At 74.0% G+C, this 4413-nt stretch carries 3 protein-coding genes and 2 pseudogenes; 2 read left to right on the top strand and 3 right to left on the bottom strand.

The features are described from left to right. A pseudogene (locus ACIQOV_RS29310) lies at positions 1-1205 on the bottom strand (hypothetical protein); the annotation flags it as partial. Positions 1206-1702: 497 nt separating this feature from the next. Here ACIQOV_RS29310 and ACIQOV_RS29305 point away from each other — a divergent pair. Together ACIQOV_RS29305 and ACIQOV_RS29300 are read left to right on the top strand one after the other, a co-directional pair. Beyond that, positions 1703-2452, top strand: coding sequence for a hypothetical protein (locus tag ACIQOV_RS29305; RefSeq protein WP_401053572.1), 750 nt, complete (start codon positions 1703-1705; stop codon positions 2450-2452). A 145-nt stretch (positions 2453-2597) separates the two neighbouring features. Further along, the gene (locus ACIQOV_RS29300; protein ID WP_401053571.1) at positions 2598-3437 is read left to right on the top strand and encodes an SAM-dependent methyltransferase; all 840 of its coding nucleotides are present in this window, start codon (positions 2598-2600) and stop codon (positions 3435-3437) included. Positions 3438-3548: 111 nt separating this feature from the next. Here ACIQOV_RS29300 and ACIQOV_RS29295 read toward each other — a convergent pair whose 3' ends face one another. Together ACIQOV_RS29295 and ACIQOV_RS29290 are read right to left on the bottom strand one after the other, a co-directional pair. Next, on the bottom strand, positions 3549-4190 hold the full coding sequence (locus ACIQOV_RS29295; RefSeq protein WP_401053574.1) for a response regulator: 642 nt from the start codon (positions 4188-4190) through the stop codon (positions 3549-3551). 50 nt (positions 4191-4240) lie between these two features. Then, positions 4241-4413: pseudogene (locus ACIQOV_RS29290) on the bottom strand (sensor histidine kinase); the annotation flags it as partial.

The raw sequence follows: 4413 nt of genomic DNA, 5'->3' as shown, positions 1-4413 counted from the left end.
TGGTTCACCTGGGGCTGCCACAGCACCAGGGCGAGCACCGCTCCGAGTACCGCGGCGGGCAGGACCGTCACCGCGCTCTCGCCGAGCAGCCGCAGCAGCACCCCGCCGCGCGAGCAGCCACGGGCCCGGAGCAGCCGCAGTTCGGCGGCGCGCCGGTCGGTGCCGAGCGCGGCGGCCAGGCAGAGCACCACGGCGGCGACGCCCGCGACGCCGGCCGGGCCGACCGCGCCCAGCGCCATCGCGGCCCGGTAGCGCTCGGCCGCCCAGGTGAGGACCACGGGCAGCGTCGAGACGACCCGCAGGTCGGCGCGCCCGGTCGCGGTGACCAGGGCGTCGGCCTCCGGCCCGGCCAGGAGGGGCGCGACGGCGGCGCGGGTCCGTTCCAGACGGTCGGCGCGCAGCGGGGCGGGGTCGACGGAAACCCGCCAGAAGTTCTGGACGGACGGGCTCCAGGCGGTCAGCGCGCCCACGCTGCCGTCGTCGACGAAGCCGGTGACCTCCTGCCAGTTGCCGTGCTCCGGGTCGAGCCCCAGGCAGGGGCGGTTCGGGCAGCCGATGCCGACCCAGAACGGGTCCGACGGGTCGTTCTGCCGGTAGATGCCGGTCACCACGGTGGTCCGTCGGCGGTCGGGGCCGCTGCTGCCGTTGTCGAGGACGTCTCCGACCCTGATGCCGATCGCCTCGGCGGCCGCCCGGCTCACCACCGTCGGCACCGGGGCGCCGGCCGCGGCGGGGCCGGGCCAGCTGCCCTCGGTCAGGGTGACCCGGTCGGCGAGGCCCTGCAGCCGGATCAGCAGGATCCTGGGCGGGATGTCCTGGCTCACCCGGTGGTAGCCCGGGTTGTACACGGGGTTGGTCTCGGTCCTGGTGCCGTGCGCCAGGCGTTCCGGTGCCAGCGCCACCGTCGCGCCGACGCGCGCGACGATGTCCCGGTCGACGGCGTCGAGGGCGGCGGCGGTGTCCGTCGGGCGGGCCTTGGAGGCGAAGTGCAGGCTGGTCGCGTGGATGCCCTTCTGGCGCACGAAGTCCCGCAGCGCCGCGTCAGCGTTCCGGTCCGTGACGCGGGGGACGGCCACGGTCAGCAGGACGGTGACGAAGGCGAGGGCGGCCGTCAGCAGGGCCGCCGAGGGGCTGGCGCGCAGCCGGGTGCGGACCCAGCGGGCCGGACGGAGGGCGGTCCCGGCGGGGTCGGCCCTGGTGGTCACGGTTCCTCCACGAGGCGCAGCGGGACGGCGGCCGCCGATCGGCCGGGGTGGACACGGCGCACGGCGGCGCACGGGTCACCGGTGCACGGGGCTCCGGCGACCGGACAGCGGACAGCGGACAGCGGACAGCGGACAGCGGACAGCGGACAGCGGACGATGCTGTCAGATCCGATCGCCGATCGGAAGGGAACAGCACGAATCAATTCCCGCTCGGTCGGTGACGATTGGGCTGGTGGCAGCCGCCTGCCCGGCTCTCCGCGGGGGAGTTGAACCGGTGGAGCCGTCACGGCCGTGGTGGATGGTGACCCGAGGTTCTCCGGACGGTCATTGAGGGCGTAAACCGCTCACATCAGTGGTGCTTCGAACGCCGATGCGGGTACACAAGGTGACGGTCGCTCAGGTGTGTGGCGGCGCCCGTCCGACGCCGCCCCACCCCGTCCCCCCGCGACCGGAGGAACAACGGGCCGAGGAGCCCGTGGAAAGGCAAGGAGGCGTCCGTGACGCACGACTCGCGCACGCAGAACTCCCCCGGTGTCCGGCGGAGCATCCAGGACGTTCGAACCATCGCGATCCTTCGCCTCGGCGTCGGCCTGATCGGCGTCCTGCTGCCGCCGGCCCTGCCGTTCGGCAACTGGCTGGCCGCCGAGGTGACGGGGCGCGGCACCGACGACTTCTGGCCGGGCTCGATGAGCGCCGCCTACTACACCGACACCCGGAACCTCCTCGTCGGCGGACTGTGCGCCCTCGGGGTGTTCCTGATCTGCTACCGCTTCGACCGCCGGGACGACCGCTGGAGCACGGCCGCCGGGTTCTTCGCGGTCGGGGTCGCGCTGTGCCCGACGGCCCCGGCGGGCGCCTCCGGCGTCCAGCGCACCGTCGGCGTGTTCCACCTGGTCTTCGCCGGCCTGCTGTTCGTCATGCTGGCGATGTTCTGCCTCCACTCCTTCCGCAATCCCCGCTCCACCCAGCCGGCCCGGGTGAGCACGGCCTACCTGGTGGCCGGGGTGGTGATCCTGGTCGCCCTGGCGCTCTCCGTCCTGGCCGGGGTGACGGGCCTCGGCTCGGGCTGGTCGGTGCGGCCGCTGTACCTGTGCGAGTGGCTGGCGACGTGGGCCTTCGGCATCGCGTGGATCGGCGCCGCGCTCGAACTGGCGGCGCACGGCCGGGGCGACGCCGGGTCCGCCGCCGTCCCCCGTCAGCCGGGCGCCGCCGCGCTCGACCCGAGGCACCCGGAGGCGCGGGCCTGAGGCACCTGGAGGCACGGGCCCGAAGCACCCGGAGGCGCGGGCCTGAGGGCCCGTCATTCCGCCGTACCGGTCGACCGTTACCATGCGCACCATGGGCCGCCACCTCGGCGGTCGCTGACGGACGCCCAGCAACGGGAGAACGAGCATGGCGAACGAGATCCGGGCGGAGCACGGTCCGCACGAGGATTACCCATCGGTGGACCTGCGGATGGACGTTCCGCACTCCGCCCGGGTCTACGACTACCTCATCGGCGGCAAGACCAACTTCGAGGCGGACCGGGTCGCGGCGCACGCCTCGGTGCAGGCCTGGCCGTCGCTGCCGATCTCGATGCGCACCACCCGCGACTTCATGCAGCGCTCGGTGCGCCGACTCGCCGAGCAGTACGGCGTGCGGCAGTTCCTCGACATCGGCACCGGCATCCCGACCTCGCCGAACCTGCACGAGGTCGCCCAGGCGATCACCCCCGAGGCCCGGGTCGGGTACGTGGACAACGACCCGATCGTGCTGACCCACGCGCGGGCCCTGATGGACAGCACGCCCGAGGGCCGCACCTGTTACGTGGACGCCGACTTCCGCGACCCGGAGTCGATCATCAACAACCCCCGGCTGCGCGAGGTGCTCGACTTCTCGCAGCCGGTGGCGCTGTCGCTGATCGCGATCGTCCACTTCGTGCTGGACGAGGACGACCCGCAGGGCATCGTGCGCCGCTTCATGGACGCCCTGGCCCCCGGCAGCTTCCTCGCCCTGACGGTCTTCACGGGTGACACCGACCCGGTGGGCGTGGGTGGCGTCGGCCGCGAGTACAACGCGCGCGGCATCCCGCTCCAGATCCGCGACAAGGCCGAGGCCGAGGCGTTCTTCGAGGGCTACGAGCTGCTCGACCCGGGCGTCACGCTGGTGCACAACTGGCGGCCGGACGCCGACGCCCCGCCCGTCCGCGACCGGGACATCGCGATGTACGCGGGCGTGGCGGTCAAGCGCTGAGTTCCGGCTCCTCGTGATCGAGTGCCGAATCGTTTCTGCGATGGGCCCGGCCGACCGGCCGGGCCCGTTCAAGCAGGCCCGTGAAAAGCACGCCCGTTCCAGCAGGCCCGTTCAAGCGGACACGGAGACCAGGCCCGCCTCGTAGGCCAGGATGACCAGCTGCACCCGGTCCCGGGCGTCGAGCTTGGCCAGCAGCCGTGTCATGTAGGTCTTGACGGTCGCGATGCTGAGCACCAGTTCGGCGGCGATCTCGGTGTTGGACAGACCCCGGCCGACCAGGGTGAGGATCTCCCGCTCGCGCCCGGTGATCGCCGCCAGCCGCCGCTCGGCCGCCACCGCGGCGGCTGCGGCAGGGGCGTGCCCACCGCCCCCGGGCCACTGCGGGCGGCCGGCGATGAACGCCCCGATCAGCCGCCGGGTGACGCCCGGCGCGATCAGCGCGTCCCCGGCGGCGACCACCCGCACCGCGCCGAGGATGTCGTCCAGCGCCATGTCCTTGACCAGGAAGCCGGACGCCCCCGCGTGCAGCGCCGCGTACACGTGCTCGTCCTCGTCGAAGGTGGTGAGCACCACCACCCGGGTCGGCCCGCCGTCGGCGGTCACCAGCCGGGTGGCCTCGATGCCGTCCATGCCGGGCATCCGGATGTCCATCACCACGACGTCCGGCCGTAGTTCGGCGGCCAGCCGGACGGCCTCCGCCCCGGTGCCCGCCTCGCCCACCACCTCGACGTCGTCCGTCTCCGCGATCACCATCTCCAGCGCGGCACGCACCAACGGCTGGTCGTCCGCCAGCACCACCCGGATCACGCGCCCGCCCCCTCGACCGGGACCGGCCCGGAGACCGGCACCGGCAGCCGGGCGGCCACCCGGAAGCCGCCGCCGGGCAGCGGCCCGGCCTCGAACTCCCCGCGCAGCAGGACGGCCCGCTCCCGCAGCCCGGCCAGCCCGAACCCGGCCCCGGGTGTCCGGCCCCGGC

This window comes from Kitasatospora sp. NPDC091257, assembly GCF_044757675.1.
Lineage (GTDB): Bacteria > Actinomycetota > Actinomycetes > Streptomycetales > Streptomycetaceae > Kitasatospora > Kitasatospora lactacystinica.
Note: the sequence above shows the minus strand (reverse complement) of the source record. Positions and strands in the feature narration are given on the sequence as shown.